We start from the raw sequence: 15,093 nt of genomic DNA, 5'->3' as shown, positions 1-15,093 counted from the left end.
TGCTATGTTGTATTGGAGCTGCTTTGTACAAAGTTAATGAGATTTTTGAAACCATCCAGGGTGAAGCGAGTTTTACTGGTGTGCCATCGATATTTTTGCGTTTACAAGGCTGCCCAGTGGGTTGTGCTTGGTGTGATACCAAACAAACGTGGGAAACCAACGACACCTATCTTGTTACTTTAGGCGAAACAGTCGAAAAGAAAGCAGATTCTGAAAAGTGGGCAAATGCCAGTATTGACGACATCATCAATTTGTTCAAAGAGCGCGGGTATTTAGCAAAGCATGTGGTTATTACAGGTGGCGAACCCTGTATGTACGATTTAGTGCCTCTTTGCGAGCAACTTCATGAGGCGGGTTACACCACACAAATTGAAACCAGTGGCACCTTTGAAATTCTAGCACCTGAGTCAACCTGGGTAACCGTATCGCCAAAAATCAATATGCGTGGCGGCTATGACGTGCTGACGTCAGCTATGCAAAGAGCAAATGAAATCAAACACCCAATCGCGATGCAAAAGCACGTTGATGAACTCGAAGCGTTATTCGAGCAAACAGGTGTGAGACCAGAACTGATTTACTTACAGCCAATCAGCCAAAAAGCCAAAGCAACTAAACTGGCTATCGAAACATGCTTAAAGAAAAACTGGCGTTTATCAGTGCAAGTGCACAAATACATTGGCATAAACTAATTATTCATTTGGTTAGTGCTCAAAAAAAGAAAGCCCGTTTAAACGGGCTTTTTTGTGAAATATTTAAAATAAAGAATTTAAGCACTTAGAAAAACTGCTTAGGTCGAACCAAGACTTACAGGCTTTGTGCATACATGTACAAAGATTTTAAAATGCTCATTTTCTTTTCATTACCATCATGTTGATGCAATAAATTCTCTAGTGTTAACATAAAGTCTTCAGCGCTGATAGAAGGGCTATCTTCACCATGCATCAACTTGTTCTGACAATATTTACGCCATACATCTAATTCATGTGGCGAGAGCGTATGAGGCCAGTTACGGGCTCTGTATCTAAATAACATAGTGGTAAATTTGGCGTCATCAAACTCTAAATCAAATGAACTTAACGACTCAGGTGCGGCATCTCTGATCATCGCAAACTTGGCTTTATCTGCTTTTGACGTAAAGCCATTATAAAGCTGGTAATCAGGGTTCGTTGTGCTGCTAAAGTCTGCTTTATCGTTAAATACTTCCGCTACTTTGTCTCTTAACTCAGGATGTGCTTTTAGCACTTTTAAATTCTCAAGACACTTTTCTCTGTCTATACCTAAACGTGCTGCATTTTCAGGAAGTAGGGTTTTAGCTGGCGCCAAAATAGGGCACTTATTTAAATGCACCAACTTAAGACCTACCGGTAATTCATCTTCGCCTAAATCAGCATGTTTTGTATAAAGGCGTTCACGCAACTGCTCAACGTCTAAATCAAGCAGCACTTGAGGGTCTTCAGTTAAGTTAAAACACACCACGGCGTTTTTATTCACTGGGTGAAAGCTCATTGGTGCTATCCAGCTTGTGCAGCCTTGAGTCGCAGGAATACGCGAAGAAGTATGCACCAGTGGTTGCATGTTATAGACATCAACGAGATCAGCTAACGCCTTCTTATTTCTTAATCCAAAGAAGAAGTTAAACAGTTTAGGCTGCTTTTCTTTGATTAACTTAGCCAGTGCAATGGTTGCAGTTACATCGCTCAGCGCGTCGTGCGCAGCTGCGTGTTCGATGCCATTGGCTACGGTTAGCTCTTCCAGTTTAAAGCTTGGTGAGCCATCTTCTTTTAATGGCCACTCAATACCTTCAGGTCTTAATGCGTAACAGGCACGCACTAAATCAATAATATCCCAGCGGCTATTACCATTTTGCCATTCGCGCTCGTAGGGGTCATAAAAGTTTCTATACAATGAGTAACGCGTTACTTCATCATCGAAGCGAATACTGTTGTAGCCAGCCACACAAGTGTTAGGGCGACTAAACTCAGCATGGATCTTTGCCATAAATTCAGCTTCAACCAAACCATGTTTAAGCGCGTGTTGAGGAGTAATACCAGTTATCAAACACGCTTCAGGGTGAGGTAAATAATCAGGGGCAGGTTTGCAGTATTCAATTAAAGGCTCACCGATAATGTTTAAGTTGTAATCGGTGCGAATACCTGCAAATTGACTTGGGCGGTCTTTTTGTGGGCTAGCCCCCCAAGTTTCATAGTCATGCCAATAGATAGTAGGGATATCTTCAACGTTTTCTTGTGTGTGTAATTGATTGTTTTCTTGCATAAATCTTTAGCTATCTATGGTGCTTATATGTGGGTTCATAACGCAAGCATAGTAACACATATGATAAATGGCTTCGATTTTTAAAATTAATGTGAAGAGGATTGAGCAAAGTATTAGCTTGAAACGTTCATTTTCAAACTGGGTATTTTTAATGTACTTAAGAAAAGAAAGCAATTAAAAAGTCAAAAAAAGCGCCCTCAGGCGCTTTGAACTTTAACGTACATTACTTTGGGATAATGGTTAAATCTCTGCGTGATGGAGTAGGGTATCTACTATGTCACTGAACTTGTTTGCAGGCTTTACAGTGTTAATATTTGCACCGCAAATTTTTGCTAAATCGATTAAATCAAAATAACCAACAAACGACGAGTTTGTGTCGTCTATAACTAATAAGAAGTCAGCACCGCTTTGTTCTACGGTTTTGACAATGTGACCAACATTTGACTGCTCAACTTGTTGAAACGAAATTTGCTGTAATGATTGAATTGGGAGCATCACATCGCCAACATTTAAATCTTTACGGTTACAATTGAGTCTGTCGGCAATTGATAAAATGTATCGACTACCAATTCTTGCCTTTGAAATTAGCCCGACGATATTGTTATGAGTATCAATCACAAAGCTGACTTTATGATGTGTGCGATTCAAAATTAAACTTGCTTCATCAATATCAGCGCCTAACTCAATATGTTGAATAGGATTAAGTATCAGGTTGCGCATCAATTGCAATGCAGGTTCATTTGCGTCAAGTAAATGCTGGTTTGTAAGAGAAGGTAATTGCTCAGTTACAAATGTTAAGTTTGCTGCAGGCTGAGTTTTTAAAGTCGTAAAAGCGTTCATAAGTCACCTCTGAATATAAATTAATAAGCACGAAAAATCGGAATTAATTTAGATAAGGAGGAGCTCTTATTGATAAGTGACGATTTGACTGTGTCGAAAGAAGTAGAGAATAAGTAAACTCACAAACCTCACCCGTAGCATCAGAAGGTAGAAGTTCGCTAAGTATACTGTCATCAAGATCAGTGCTATTCGAGTTATCAAGGTCAGCAACAACAGAAGTTACTGACGGCATTGTATCGTACTGAACAGCCTTAGCTGTTGATACATTTAGCAAGCTGATAACGCAAAGTAGCGCAATAACCTTAACTATGTTCATACAACACACTCGAATTAATCAATAACTTCAATGTATGGGCTGTGTGAACTGAATACAATAGCTAATTTGTAACAGCGTATAAATCACGTTTAATACACGTTGTAATAATTCAATTTTTTAAATTTAACTATCAATTCAGAGAATGCATTGTGATGGTGGATCAGGTAATAGAAAGGTATAAAAAAGCCTCGACTACTGTGTGTCGAGGCTTATTGCTAACTTAAGTGTTTAGTCTAGCTTTTCTAAATTCTTAGCAGCATTTGGGTCATTGAAAACATGTGTGTCGAATTCGTTTTCAGACTTAGCAACAACGCAAGTTACCATACAGTCACCCGTTACATTTACAGCTGTTCGTGTCATATCAAGCAGTCGGTCAACGCCCATAATGATAGCAATACCTTCAACTGGTAGGCCTACTTGGTTTAATACCATTGCCAGCATGATAAGACCAACACCAGGCACACCAGCAGTACCTACAGAAGCAAGCGTAGCAGTAAGAATAACCATGAGGTAATCGCTGATAGTTAAATCAACAGCGAAAACTTGCGCGATAAATACAGTCGCCACACCTTGCATGATGGCAGTACCATCCATGTTAATAGTCGCGCCTAGTGGCACGGTGAAAGAGGCAACAGAGTTGTGCGCACCTAACTTTTTAGTGGCTGTCTCAAGCGTAACTGGCATAGTGGCACTTGAACTTGATGTGCTAAACGCAAACATACATGCATCTTTCATCTTAGTTAAGAAGGTTACAGGGCTTAAACCTGTTAGAATTTTTAAAAGTGCAGAGTAGTTGATCAGTGCATGAATAAATAGAGCGGCTAATACAGTAAAGAAGTACTTTGCTAAACCTAGGATCAAACCCATTTCAATGGTTGTAAATAACTTAGCCATTAAACAGAAAACACCAATTGGCGCTAGGTTCATTAAAATAGTCACAAGTTTAAGCACAACCGTGTTTAAATCATCAAATACTTTAGCAATACGTTTACCCGGCTCACCACTTAGTGCCATTGCAATACCAAATAAAAGCGCAAATACGATAACTTGTAACATGTTACCTTCAGCCATCGCATTGATTGGGTTAGTAGGGAACATATTAATAATAACTTGAGTCAGCGTTGGCGCTTGCTTTGCGTCAAATGCTGCTTCTGTAGGTACGTCATACCCCACACCTGGGCTCACTAACAAAGCAAGTGAGATTGCGACGGTAATGGCTACTGCTGTCGTAGTTAAATAAAGTGCGATTGATTTACCACCTAAGCGACCTAACTTTTTAGGGTCACTCAGGCTACATGTACCACACACCAAAGAAATGAAAACTAAAGGCACAACCAGCATTTTTAAGCTGGCAATGAAAATTTGCCCGCCTATGTGAAATAAGCCGTCTACAAAGAAGCCTTTAACGGCTAGATCAAATAGCCCAAGAGGGATTAAAACGTCTTCTTTATCACCAAGAATAAATTGGAAAAGGAGGCCTAGAAAAACACCCGCAACCATGCCTAGCATGATGCGAGTGGTTAAACTCATCTTGTTATTTTGTGTCATATCGATTGTTAGATTTTTTCAAATTCATAATAGCCTACCAGCATGGTGCGCTGAGACCAAAAAAAAACGTTAAATAGTTAAGAAAAAGTTGTGATTTTTAATCACTTTATAAGGTAACATGAGGAGATAATAATTTTAATTCAGCTAGGGAGAGGGGGTAATGCCTTTGATGCGCTGGTTTAGCATTTTGTTGTTTTCCTTATTAGTCACAGCTTGTGGCGGCGGTGGAACAATAGATAAAACAAACAATAATACTGGAGGTGGTGGTTCTTCAAGCGATTACCAACTTACGTTATCGATTTTAGAACAAACGACAGAGCTTTCTCTGCAGACTCCCCTCACTATTGAAGCTACACTGAATAATGACGGAGCGGCTGTAGCCAATACCCGTATTAATTTCACGGCTGACGAATATGCGCGTTTTGATGGTCCGGCATCAGTGTTGACCAACAGTGAAGGTAAAGCGACGGTTAAGTTGTTACCAACAGATCAAAAAGGCGCAGGCGCAGTGAGTGCGTCAGTATCTATTGCTGAAACAACATTAGAAGAGCAGATTGATTTTACATCGCTTGGAGATGGCGGTTTAAAAATTAGCGTGACTATAAAAGATACTGATGGTGCCGTAATTACCCAAGATAATCCGCTTTCAACTTCAAAGCCTGCTATTGTCACTGTTGAAGTTATGACTGATAACACCCCAGTATCGCAAGCTGTGGTGGAGTTAGATACTGATGAAAGAGCTGAGCTGGATTACGACAGTGGTTTAACAGAATCAGATGGTAAAGCGGTTTTCTTTTTGACACCTAACACAACAAGTGGCCCAGGTTTTGTTACCGTTACTTACAAAGGTACTCTCAATGAGCAAAGTGACGACGTCATTGCAAGAGGTTACTTTTTCACCGAAGGTTTTAGTACCAGTAGTATTTCTTTGAATATTGACATGTCAGATTCAGATGGCAATCCTATTACAACTTCGAATCGTCTAAGTGAAGATAAAAACGCCTCTGTTGTTGTTACATTATTAGAGGGCTCTAAGCCATTATCTGAGAAATTTATTACTATTAACGCAGGTAATAAGGGGATTACTGTTCCTGCAGATGGTCGTGTTGTAACTGATTTAAACGGTCAGGCAACAATCACACTTTTGGCAAACACAGAAAGTGGAGTTGATGCACTGACAGCAACCTATACACATAACGACACTGATGTTGTAGCTGTTAGGCCATACTACACGGCGAGTAACCCTAAATTTGATGCTGATCCTTACAAAATTTCATTTACTGCGAAAAACCCGTTAACTAATGAGCCATCAAATATGCTAGCTGGTGGCAGTGCGTTAACGTTAGAAGCACAGGTTTTACTTAACAATGAGCCAGTAACAAATACGCGTTTACAATTCGAAGTTGACCAGTATGCAAGGTTAGATCACTCTTCAGGTTCAATCTTAACCAATCAAGAAGGTATTGCGTCAGTTAACTTACTTGATAATGATTTGGAAGGGGCAGGTAAAGCGACAGTCAGTTTTGAAAAGCCAGACGGTAGCACAATATCTTCAAACATCTTCTTTGATAGTGCAGGTACTGGCGGTATTTCATTATCTGTTGCTCAGGTGCTAGATGACGCAAATCAACCAATCACTAAGGAAAACCCTGTTTCAGCGAACACCAATGGTTTCGTTACTGTAACACTGACAGAAAATAATTTACCCATTAACAATGCACTGATCCTTGTTCAAGGTGACGCAATTGCAACGACACGCCCTAGTAATGGTAAGGTTGCTACAGACACGAACGGGCAAGCAACGTTCGAATTAGTGCCAACTACTGAAGCTGGTCTAGGTGAGTTTACTGTAACGTATCAACAAACTGAAAACCTAATATTCACAGAAACAGCGTATTTTTATTCATCGGGCAACCCAAGAGAAGAAACAAGTACTTATGATATAGATGTGCGCATTTTAACTGGTTGTAATGCTGACTGGGATGCGAACCGTGCAACAGTTGAATTAGACCCTGATGACGTAAATACTGGATGTTCTGATTCGAGCCGAATTAGTTCCAATGAACTGGCAGAAGTCTTTGTTAAGCTTTCATCTAAACAAAGCGGTACAGCACTGACTCGCGAAATTGTGAATGTAACCACAACAATAGGCCAAATTTTACCAAGCAGTGGCACAGCATTAACTGATGAATTTGGAGTTGCCCTTTTAAAGCTTCAGCCAGGTGATAGTGGTGGTGCTGGTACTGTTTCTGCGAGTTATGATGGAGAGACAAACACCAGTAACTTCTCTGTCGGGGTGGTCGATTTAGAAATCAGCCTTGATAACGGCTTAGACGAAGGTGTAACTGAACTCAAAGCTGGTGGTAGTACAGTTATTACAGCAACGCTTCGGGATGAAGAAGGTAACTTATATCTAACACCTGCCGACGTTAACTTCTCTTCAGTGTGTGCTGCGAATGAAGAAGCACAACTAGATGCGCAAGTTAAATCATCCAATGGTGAGGCTACAGCAACATACCGAGCGAATGGTTGTAGCATTACAGATACAATTACTGCAACTGTCGAAGCGGGTGGAAATAACTTTGTAAATTCAATCGAATTGACAGTCAGCGAGTCGCCAGCGCAAGCACTCAAATTTTTAACAACCAATGAAAACTTTGAGCAATTTATTGCACTACCTCCTGGTGAAGGTGGCGCGCCAACATTATCAGTCGTTGAATTTCAACTTTTAGATGAAGACACAAATCCGATTAAACAAAAGCGAATCGACTTCAGGCTTACTGACAGTATTGGTGCTGCAGGATTAACACAGTCGTCTAGCAGTACTGATAATGAAGGTAAAGCGCAAACGACAGTGACGTCAGGCCTAGTGCCAGGTCCACTTGTTGTACAAGCTTGTTATATTCCTGATAACTTAATTGAGCAAGTTGAGGGCACAAATCAACAAGTAACTTGTTGGCCTGATGAGTTTGATCGTTGTGATGTAGATCCTCGCCCTGACGATTGCCCTGCGGGTGGCTATGTACTTGTGCCAGTTTCAGAACAGATCACAGGTGTGTCTTCAAGAATTCTTTTAAGTTCTGGTGTTACAGATCAAGATAGCTTTGATGCAGAGTTAGTGACAACAAACATAAATGCGTTAGATTATGTCGGCGCAACGGTGGATATTAACATCTTCTTTGGAGATCAATTTAATCAACTCAGCGGTGATGGTGTTACAGCTACGGTTGTTGCAAGTTCAGGTGTAGTTGGAACCCTCGACGGGGAAGATTTAACGCCGCTATATAATTGTTCAAGCATAGATGCAACTTGTACGTTAACCTGGAGAAGGCAAGGTGATGTTCCTTTCTCTGACAGTACTTGGGGTAACCAAATCGGTGATGTATGTGATAAATACTTTGGCGAACCTGCGCCATGTATTGGTGCTTACCCAACTACTGACGGCAGTGTCACAGATGATGATGGAAACATCATCAACAATATTGTACAAGGTGGGCGAGTTAACTTTTTAGTTGTTGCTAAAGGACAAGAAAGTTTTATTGATAGGCCAAGTGATGTAAATAATGATGGAGAAGTTACATTAGAAAGAAGGAATGGTCGCTTCGATGAGGGAGAGTTCTATTATAGTTTTGATAGGCCCGAAGCATTCATAGACCTGAATGGAAATGGTCAATTCGATGGTGAGAGCCCTTGCTCTCAAGGCTCTGAAGATGATGTTGACCCAAATACTGATGAGTGTCAGCCTAAACAATCAGACGGTGGAGTATTTGAAACCTTTAGAGACTTCAATAATGATGGCTTATACACTAATGTAAACAATGTTTATGACGGTTTACTCTGTAGTGAGGCAGCTCAAGTATCTGGTAAATGTAACAAAGGTCTCATTGAAGTAAGACGCAACCTAGAGCTCGTGCTTTCAGATGACGATCCATTTGTTCGCTTTGCTGTAGAAAAGTCGAGTGTTGATTTGACTACCGATTCTGACTTAGATGGTAGTGTGGATGTCATTTCTCCTAATACTAATTGTGATGACGTAACGTTACCTTCATTCGATGATGATGGAAATGTTGAGCGTGACAGTGAAGGCAATGTAATTTTCGATATTATCCAACAGTTAGAACCAATTGCAGGCCATGATGACTTGTGTGACATAAAACAAGTTACTCTTGGTGATAGAGGTGTTGAAGGATTAAATGTTTATATTTATTTTTCAGACAGAAATGGTAACCCCCTTCCAGCAGGTACTGAAGTTGAGATCACCAGTACGAATGGTAAGTTGGATGTAAGTAGTCTTAACTCAGTGATACCTAATACAGGTAGGGTTGAATCAGATTACGCAATAGCTTCCCTTTCTAGAGAAGTTGAATCTAACGGTCAAGAGAAAGGCTTGTTAACAATTCAATTTACTTTCACTAAACCTGATGGTGAAAATAAGGTCGTCACTAAAGCAATTGACGTTTTGGACGCCAACCCATAACCCTACTTGAAAAAATGCCAACCTAACGGTTGGCATTTTTGTATTGTTTCCATTATATTGCGCAGCTTACTTATTGCTTGATACATTTTTGCTTAAAATTGCAACAAAAACTGTGTAATTAATCATTAATCAGCTAAAACTTTGTATTAAAAGCTTGTAACAATAGGTGTTTGTAGATATACCTATAAATATTCACGCCCGATGGGCATACACCAAGATGAGTCAGAATAGGCAGCTATGGGCAAATCGTTAGTAATTGTAGAGTCACCTGCAAAGGCGAAAACAATTAATAAATACTTAGGCAAAGACTACATTGTTAAATCAAGTGTAGGTCATGTGCGCGACCTTCCGACCTCAGGTGCAGGCAAAACAAAAGGGGTTGCGACCAAGTCTCCGGCAGAAGTAAGAAAAATGTCGCCGGAAGAAAAAGCCATATATAAGAAGAACAAAGATTACGCAAATCTAGTCGCTCGTATGGGGATCGATCCTGAAAAAGGGTGGGAGCCACATTACGAAGTACTTCCAGGCAAAGAAAAAGTCGTACAAGAACTTAAAAAGCTCGCAGAAAATGCTGACCACATCTATCTCGCAACCGATTTGGATAGAGAGGGAGAGGCAATTGCTTGGCACCTTGAAGAAATCATTGGTGGTGAGCCAGAAAAGTATAAGCGGGTTGTTTTCAACGAAATTACCAAAAACGCGATTCAGCAAGCTTTCGAAGCACCAGGTCAATTAAACACTGATATGGTCTATGCGCAACAAGCACGCCGTTTCTTGGACCGTGTCGTTGGTTTCATGGTTTCACCTTTATTATGGCAGAAAGTCGCTCGTGGTTTGTCTGCGGGCCGTGTACAGTCAGTTGCAGTAAGACTTCTGGTAGAACGTGAACGTGAAATCAAAGCGTTTATTCCTGAAGAGTATTGGGATATTCACGCAGATACAAAAACCAAAGCTGAAGATGTTCGCTTTGCTGTGACTAAGTTCCAAGGCAACGCGTTTAAGCCAGTGAACGAAGCTCAAGCTATGGCAGCGGTCAATACTATCGAGTCTTCTTCATTAAGTGTTGTTAAAGTAGAAGAAAAGCCAAGCAAGAGTAAGCCAAGCGCGCCATTCATCACATCGACTATGCAGCAGGCTGCAAGTACGCGCTTAGGTTATGGTGTTAAGAAGACCATGATGTTGGCTCAGCGTCTTTATGAAGCGGGTTACATTACGTATATGCGTACTGACTCAACCAACCTTTCAAATGATGCGGTTGCAATGTGTCGTGATTACATTACAGATAACTTTGGTAATAAGTATTTGCCAGAGAATCCGATTAAATACAGTGCAAAAGGCAATGCGCAAGAAGCGCACGAAGCAATTCGTCCATCTGATGTAAACGTATTATCAGGTCATGTAGAAGGCGTTGATGCTGATGCTAAAAAGCTATATGAGCTTATTTGGCGTCAATTCGTAGCGTGTCAAATGACGCCAGCAGAATACGACTTAACAACCATTACGGTTGGTGCGGGCGATTACACGCTAAAAGCCCGTGGTCGAGTACTACGTTTTGATGGTTGGACTAAAGTACAGCCTTCAGTGCGTAAGAAAAACGAAGAAGATCAATCACTACCAGCGGTAGCGGTGGGCGATAATGTTGACTTAGTGGCTTTAGACCCTAAGCAGCACTTTACTAAACCGCCTGCACGTTACTCTGAAGCCAGTTTAGTAAAAGAGCTTGAAAAGCGTGGTATTGGTCGTCCTTCAACATACGCAGCAATTATTTCAACCATTCAAGACCGTGGTTATGTACGCGTTGAAAACCGTCGTTTCTTCGCTGAAAAAATGGGTGAGATCGTTACTGACCGATTAGTAGAGAACTTCAACGATTTAATGAACTTCGACTTCACTGCTAAGATGGAAGGGCGTTTAGATGACATCGCTGAAGGTGAGCGTGTCTGGACTCAGGTACTAGATAAGTTCTACGCTGATTTCAAAGAGCAGTTAGAAGTTGCCGGTGGTGACGAAGAAAATGGCGGTATGCGTCAGAATGTCATGGTTGAGACGGATATTGATTGCCCGACTTGTAATCGCAAGATGGGTATTCGCACTGCTTCTACAGGGGTTTTCTTAGGCTGTACAGGTTATAATTTACCGCCGAAAGAGCGTTGTACGACAACGATGAACTTAGTTTCTGGTGATGAAGCGGTTGCTGCCGATGTAGAAGATGTTGAAACTGAAACCCTGATGCAGATGAAACGTTGCCCAATTTGTGAAACTGCGATGGATTCTTATCTAATTGATGAAACCCGTAAGCTTCATGTTTGTGGTAACAACCCAGGTTGTAGCGGTTATATAGTTGAACAAGGCACGTTTAAGATCAAAGGCTATGACGGTCCAGTTATTGACTGTGATAAGTGTGGTTCAGAAATGCAGCTTAAATCTGGTCGTTTTGGTAAGTATTTTGGTTGTACCAACGAAGACTGTAAAAACACGCGTAAACTTCTGAAAAGCGGTGAGCCAGCGCCACCGAAAGAAGATCCAGTGCATTTACCAGAACTTCCTTGTGAAAAATCAGAAGCGTACTTTGTCTTACGCGATGGTGCTTCGGGTATCTTCTTAGCGGCACATACATTCCCTAAATCAAGGGAAACGCGTGCGCCTAAAGTCGCGGAGCTAAAACAGTTCAGAGATAGAATTTCGCCCAAGTTTTATTACCTTGCAGATGCACCTGAGAAAGATTCAGAAGGCAATTTAGCTGTTGTTCGCTACTCTCGTAAAACCAAGACTCAGTATGTAATGACTGAAGTCGAAGGTAAAGCGACAGGGTGGAAAGCAACGTATGAAAACGGTAAATGGGTTGAAGAAGATAAGCCAAAAAAGAAAAAGGCTGCTAAATAATATTCTTTAGCTTTTAACCGTAAAAGCCCGAGCTCAGCTCGGGTTTTTTATATGTGTTTCTTAATTCATTTTATTTTTTAAGCGGAAATACGAAATTTACATGTAGTGATCGAGTCGAACACTCGACTAAAAGCGAATGTTTCTACATGTATATCAATGTCCTAAAGTTGGTGGAGTTTGAAAAGCTTGTTTATTTATGAATCTTGTTCAGAAGCGATAAGTAAGCGCTCATATAGAGCGCTTACTTAAAAGAAAAACATAGTTTAGAGGTTGGTATATAGTTGTTTAGATGAATTTCGATTTGCAAAACAGGCAACAATAAAATAGCAGCAAGCTAAACCAAGACTCCCTGTTGAGACCTCTTCTGTTTCAACTACAACACCAGTAATTGCCAGTACAAAACCCAATGTAAAGACCAAAGCAATACTAAAAAAAGCGGTCTTTTTACAATAGTTACCCACTGAAAAACATAAGAGTACGCCAGCTGTATTGACCAATGCATAAGCAGCAGTAAATCTGAAATTCGGCTCATCGAATCTGAGAAACTCTATGGTTCCAGCCAGTGACAAAGAGCAAACCAGTATACAAAGCGCATACTTTTCACATGCTTTTGCATAGGCTGTTTTCGCTTCATTGACGCTGCTATAGATTGGCAAAGTGATCAATGTTCCCCATGCTTGTTGCCTCTGTATTCTTGTCCATAAGATCATAAAAGCAAGAATGCATACAAGGTTAGAAAATATAAACAAGCTAGGTCTGCCCGCTACATAAAAATAGTTTAGAGTAAGTAAGGCAACAAATATGATCAGCACGAGTACCGTGTATTGTATGAGTGAGCGACCCATAAAATAGCTCAATGGGAAAAAGAATTTATTTAATCCTTGTCCATAACCCTTTAAAAAACCTTTAGGGATAGGAGACCAACCAGACTGAAGTGCGTGTTTATAATCAACTAACGCTTGAGCTTGCCATTTGAACGCTGTACCAAAGTGTTTTCTAAACAGCACTAAACTAATGTTTAAGATCACAGCTAAAGCGGCCAGCCAAGTAGGTACTTCTTTGAAAGCAATAGTAAACCCGATAATTGCAAAGAAAAAGTAGGCACTAGAGTTAAACATTTTGCTCGTAACTCGGCACTTTAAATAAAACAAAGTGCCTATTAAAACCGAGACACTTAGCAATTTAAATACGTCATATTGTTCAAAAATAATGGCACTTGTAATCAAAATCACGTGTGGTGCAACAATAATGATGTTGCCTTGTTTGACTATGTGCTCTGTGTAACCTGGTACCAAACTATGCCACTCTGTGGCTTGCAGGCGAATGCTTTGCCAAGATACTGAAGCGAAAGCACAAATACTGGTAAAACAGATTGTAAATGGCAGCGCCTCGCTTAACCCTTTCGCCATAACAAGAACACTGATAATGACAAAAATAAACATGGGTAGCAGGTAGTTTAAGCTGCCGCACTCTTTGAACCAATAGGCATAAAACCCTTTATGCCAAGTGCGGTTTAGCGTATTACTCATGCGTGCAACTCCACAAATAATTGCTCAAGAGATAATGTCGAAACATGATTTACACCAGCAATATCTTGGTTTTGGTAACCCGAGATGATTGCTGCGTTACTCTGTTTGTTAAGAATATCAAAGTCACTCAAATTGACCGACGTTTCGTTGGAGAAACTGATTTTCCGCACTGATGTCTTGAGTTCATCTAATTCGTTGAAGAGTTTGATTTCACCGTCTTTAACAAGTGCAACATGGGTCGCGACTCGTTCAATATCTGACGTGATATGTGTTGAGAAGATAACTCCAGAGCCTGATTCGAGCGATAGGTCAAAAAGATCAAGCATAAACTCTCGACGCGCGATAGGGTCTAAGCTGGCCACCGGTTCATCTAAAATAAGTAGTTTAGGCCGATATGCCATAGCCATAATTAATGCAAGTGCTTGCCGTTGGCCAATTGATAGGTTTTCAACCATATCATCGGGATTTAATTCAAAACGTTTTAGCCAATCTAGCTCTAGTGTGTTATCCCACTTGCTATAAAAACTTGAGTGTAAATCTAACGCTTCTCTAATCGAAAAACCTTCATATCCAAATGCTTGTTGTGGTACATAGCCTACTTGTGATTTTAATTCTGCATTTAATTGAGTTGGGTTTTCCCCGAGGGTAAATACTTCGCCCGTATCTACCTCAATAAGTCCAAGGGCACTGCGCAAAAGGGTGGTTTTACCAGCGCCATTTTTACCAAGTAAACCTACAACCATGCCAGGCTCTATGGTTAAATCGATGTTTTTTAACACCATGTTTTGATTGAATATCTTATGAACGTTTTTATATTCTAAAAGGGCGGTTGTCATTATTATTGCTCCCATCTTTGTGAGATTATGTCATTTAGTTCGTTCACGGTTACACCAAGCTGTTTTGCCTGCTGTATTAGTTGATCTACCCCTTCATAAAGAAGTGTTTGACCTTGTTCTGATGACTGAGGTTGCTGCTCTGCAACCCGAGTAGGTTGGCCTCTTCGCCTTTCTAACCAACCTTGATCTACAAGCATGCCAATAGCCCGCGACACTGTCATCGGGTTTACGGTGAAATATTCTGCAATTTTTCTAACGGATGGCAACTCTTCTCCAGCTTGTATTTGGCCACCAACAATTAAACGAACGATTTGCTCGTGTAACTGCTTATAAATTGGATCGCCACTACTGGGGTTGACATTAATAAATTCTAGCATTAATCTAAACTCA

At 40.6% G+C, this 15,093-nt stretch carries 10 protein-coding genes; 3 read left to right on the top strand and 7 right to left on the bottom strand.

From position 1 onward, the window contains the following. Positions 1-23: 23 nt before the first annotated feature. Positions 24-689, top strand: coding sequence for a 7-carboxy-7-deazaguanine synthase QueE (gene queE, locus AAEU28_RS11495; protein ID WP_349286021.1), 666 nt, complete (start codon positions 24-26; stop codon positions 687-689). A gap of 115 nt (positions 690-804) precedes the next feature. On the opposite strand, the gene sbcB is transcribed toward queE, so the two are convergent. The 4 genes from sbcB to AAEU28_RS11475 form a co-directional block, all read right to left on the bottom strand. Further along, entirely contained in the window at positions 805-2,274 is a 1,470-nt protein-coding gene (gene sbcB / locus AAEU28_RS11490) for an exodeoxyribonuclease I (protein ID WP_421964245.1), read from the bottom strand. Positions 2,275-2,514: 240 nt separating this feature from the next. Beyond that, a complete protein-coding gene (locus AAEU28_RS11485) occupies positions 2,515-3,114 on the bottom strand; it encodes a hypothetical protein (protein WP_421964244.1) in 600 nt (199 codons plus the stop codon). Positions 3,115-3,157: 43 nt separating this feature from the next. Beyond that, positions 3,158-3,430: a hypothetical protein gene (locus AAEU28_RS11480; RefSeq protein WP_421964243.1), complete on the bottom strand. Its 273-nt coding sequence runs from the start codon at positions 3,428-3,430 to the stop codon at positions 3,158-3,160. A gap of 228 nt (positions 3,431-3,658) precedes the next feature. Further along, complete coding sequence (locus AAEU28_RS11475; RefSeq protein ID WP_421964242.1) at positions 3,659-4,978, bottom strand: dicarboxylate/amino acid:cation symporter; 1,320 nt, start codon at positions 4,976-4,978, stop codon at positions 3,659-3,661. Between the two features lie 160 nt (positions 4,979-5,138). Between AAEU28_RS11475 and AAEU28_RS11470 the strand changes: the two genes are divergently transcribed. Further along, positions 5,139-9,455, top strand: a complete 4,317-nt coding sequence (locus tag AAEU28_RS11470) for a hypothetical protein (protein WP_421964241.1) — start codon at positions 5,139-5,141, stop codon at positions 9,453-9,455. 237 nt (positions 9,456-9,692) lie between these two features. Beyond that, positions 9,693-12,338: a type I DNA topoisomerase gene (topA, locus tag AAEU28_RS11465; RefSeq protein WP_421964240.1), complete on the top strand. Its 2,646-nt coding sequence runs from the start codon at positions 9,693-9,695 to the stop codon at positions 12,336-12,338. A gap of 263 nt (positions 12,339-12,601) precedes the next feature. Here the strand turns inward: topA and AAEU28_RS11460 are convergent, their stop codons facing one another. The 3 genes from AAEU28_RS11460 to AAEU28_RS11450 are packed head-to-tail and all read right to left on the bottom strand — an operon-like array spanning position 12,602 to position 15,080. Continuing rightward, positions 12,602-13,867, bottom strand: coding sequence for a hypothetical protein (locus tag AAEU28_RS11460; protein ID WP_421964239.1), 1,266 nt, complete (start codon positions 13,865-13,867; stop codon positions 12,602-12,604). Beyond that, a complete protein-coding gene (locus AAEU28_RS11455; protein WP_421964238.1) occupies positions 13,864-14,703 on the bottom strand; it encodes an ABC transporter ATP-binding protein in 840 nt (279 codons plus the stop codon). The genes AAEU28_RS11460 and AAEU28_RS11455 overlap by 4 nt, the downstream gene beginning before the upstream one ends. A 2-nt stretch (positions 14,704-14,705) precedes the next feature. Next, a complete protein-coding gene (locus tag AAEU28_RS11450) occupies positions 14,706-15,080 on the bottom strand; it encodes a GntR family transcriptional regulator (protein WP_421964237.1) in 375 nt (124 codons plus the stop codon). Between the last annotated feature and the right edge of the window lie 13 nt (positions 15,081-15,093).

The sequence above is a fragment of the Pseudoalteromonas sp. SS15 genome, from assembly GCF_049257195.1.
Lineage (GTDB): Bacteria > Pseudomonadota > Gammaproteobacteria > Enterobacterales > Alteromonadaceae > Pseudoalteromonas.
Note: the sequence above shows the minus strand (reverse complement) of the source record. Positions and strands in the feature narration are given on the sequence as shown.

Excerpts from the sequence above, each read along its gene's own strand:
- AAEU28_RS11470 (WP_421964241.1), top strand. The coding sequence starts at position 5,139 with ATGCCTTTGATGCGCTGGTTTAGCATTTTGTTGTTTTCCTTATTAGTC.
- AAEU28_RS11475 (WP_421964242.1), bottom strand. The coding sequence starts at position 4,978 with ATGACACAAAATAACAAGATGAGTTTAACCACTCGCATCATGCTAGGC.
- sbcB (WP_421964245.1), bottom strand. The coding sequence starts at position 2,274 with ATGCAAGAAAACAATCAATTACACACACAAGAAAACGTTGAAGATATC.
- AAEU28_RS11450 (WP_421964237.1), bottom strand. The coding sequence starts at position 15,080 with ATGCTAGAATTTATTAATGTCAACCCCAGTAGTGGCGATCCAATTTAT.
- topA (WP_421964240.1), top strand. The coding sequence starts at position 9,693 with ATGGGCAAATCGTTAGTAATTGTAGAGTCACCTGCAAAGGCGAAAACA.
- AAEU28_RS11460 (WP_421964239.1), bottom strand. The coding sequence starts at position 13,867 with ATGAGTAATACGCTAAACCGCACTTGGCATAAAGGGTTTTATGCCTAT.
- AAEU28_RS11485 (WP_421964244.1), bottom strand. The coding sequence starts at position 3,114 with ATGAACGCTTTTACGACTTTAAAAACTCAGCCTGCAGCAAACTTAACA.
- AAEU28_RS11455 (WP_421964238.1), bottom strand. The coding sequence starts at position 14,703 with ATGACAACCGCCCTTTTAGAATATAAAAACGTTCATAAGATATTCAAT.
- AAEU28_RS11480 (WP_421964243.1), bottom strand. The coding sequence starts at position 3,430 with ATGAACATAGTTAAGGTTATTGCGCTACTTTGCGTTATCAGCTTGCTA.